A 917-nucleotide genomic window follows, 5' to 3' on the forward strand; every position below is an offset into this window, starting at 1 on the left:
CGAGACGGTGGCGCTGACGCTGGACGGTCCCGATGAAGAGGCCCCCGCATACCTCAACGCCGTCGCGCTCGTGACGACCCGCCTCGCCCCCTCCGTGCTGCTCGGGTACCTCCACGCGATCGAAGAGGCGCACGGGCGCCCGCCACGCCGGGTCGATGACCTCCGCTGGCAGAGCCGCACGCTCGATCTCGATCTCATCGCCTACGGCGACGTGCGCTCGGACGATCCGGCGCTGACCGTGCCGCACCCGCGCGCGGCGGAGCGGACGTTCGTGCTCGAGCCGTGGCTGCAGGTCGACCCCGAGGCCGTGCTGCCCGGCGTCGGTCGCGTGCGCGACCTCCTCGCAGACCTGCGCGATGCCGAGGCGTCCGCGGATGCAGAGCCGGCGCCGGACGGGGGCGCGGCGTGAAGCGCACCAAAGCGGGCACGATCGTCGTCGCCATCGCGATCGGCGTGTTCCTCGGGTTCGCCGTCGACCAGGTGCTGACGGCGACAGGACGCCCCACCTTCACGCCGTCGTTCCTGTTGCCGATCCTGCTCGTGCTGCTCGGCATCGCCCTCGTGCTGTTCGCCCTGCCGATCCGTCGGGCGACCGCCGGTGCGCAGACCGCGCCGGTCGATCCCTTCCGGGCCGTCCGCGTCGCGATGCTGGCCAAGGCGTCGACCCTCGTCGGCGCCGGTGTCGCCGGTGTCGCGGCGGGACTTCTGGCCTTCCTGATCACGCGACCGGTCGCGCCCTCGTTAGGCTCGACAGGACCGGTGATCGCCGCGATCGTCGGCGGCCTCGTGCTGGTCGCGGCGGGGCTCGTCGCCGAGCACCTCTGCACCATCCGGAAGGACGACGATGACGAACACCCCGGACCTCCCGAACCAGGATTCGGCCTCTCCCACCACGACTGACCTCGAGCCCGGGGGTG

The 917-nt window shown here is 72.4% G+C and carries 2 protein-coding genes; both read left to right on the top strand.

Annotated elements, in window-relative coordinates; genetic code table 11:
- Positions 1-409: 2-amino-4-hydroxy-6-hydroxymethyldihydropteridine diphosphokinase (gene folK, locus BGN98_RS04400; RefSeq protein ID WP_288119820.1), on the top strand; the 409-nt coding region annotated here is incomplete at its 5' end.
- Positions 406-900, top strand: a complete 495-nt coding sequence (locus tag BGN98_RS04405) for a DUF3180 family protein (RefSeq protein ID WP_061682792.1) — start codon at positions 406-408, stop codon at positions 898-900. The genes folK and BGN98_RS04405, both read left to right, overlap by 4 nt.
- The last annotated feature ends 17 nt before the right edge of the window (positions 901-917 follow it).

Origin of the sequence: Microbacterium sp. 69-7 (assembly GCF_001897985.1) — a bacterium.
Classification (GTDB): domain Bacteria; phylum Actinomycetota; class Actinomycetes; order Actinomycetales; family Microbacteriaceae; genus Microbacterium; species Microbacterium laevaniformans.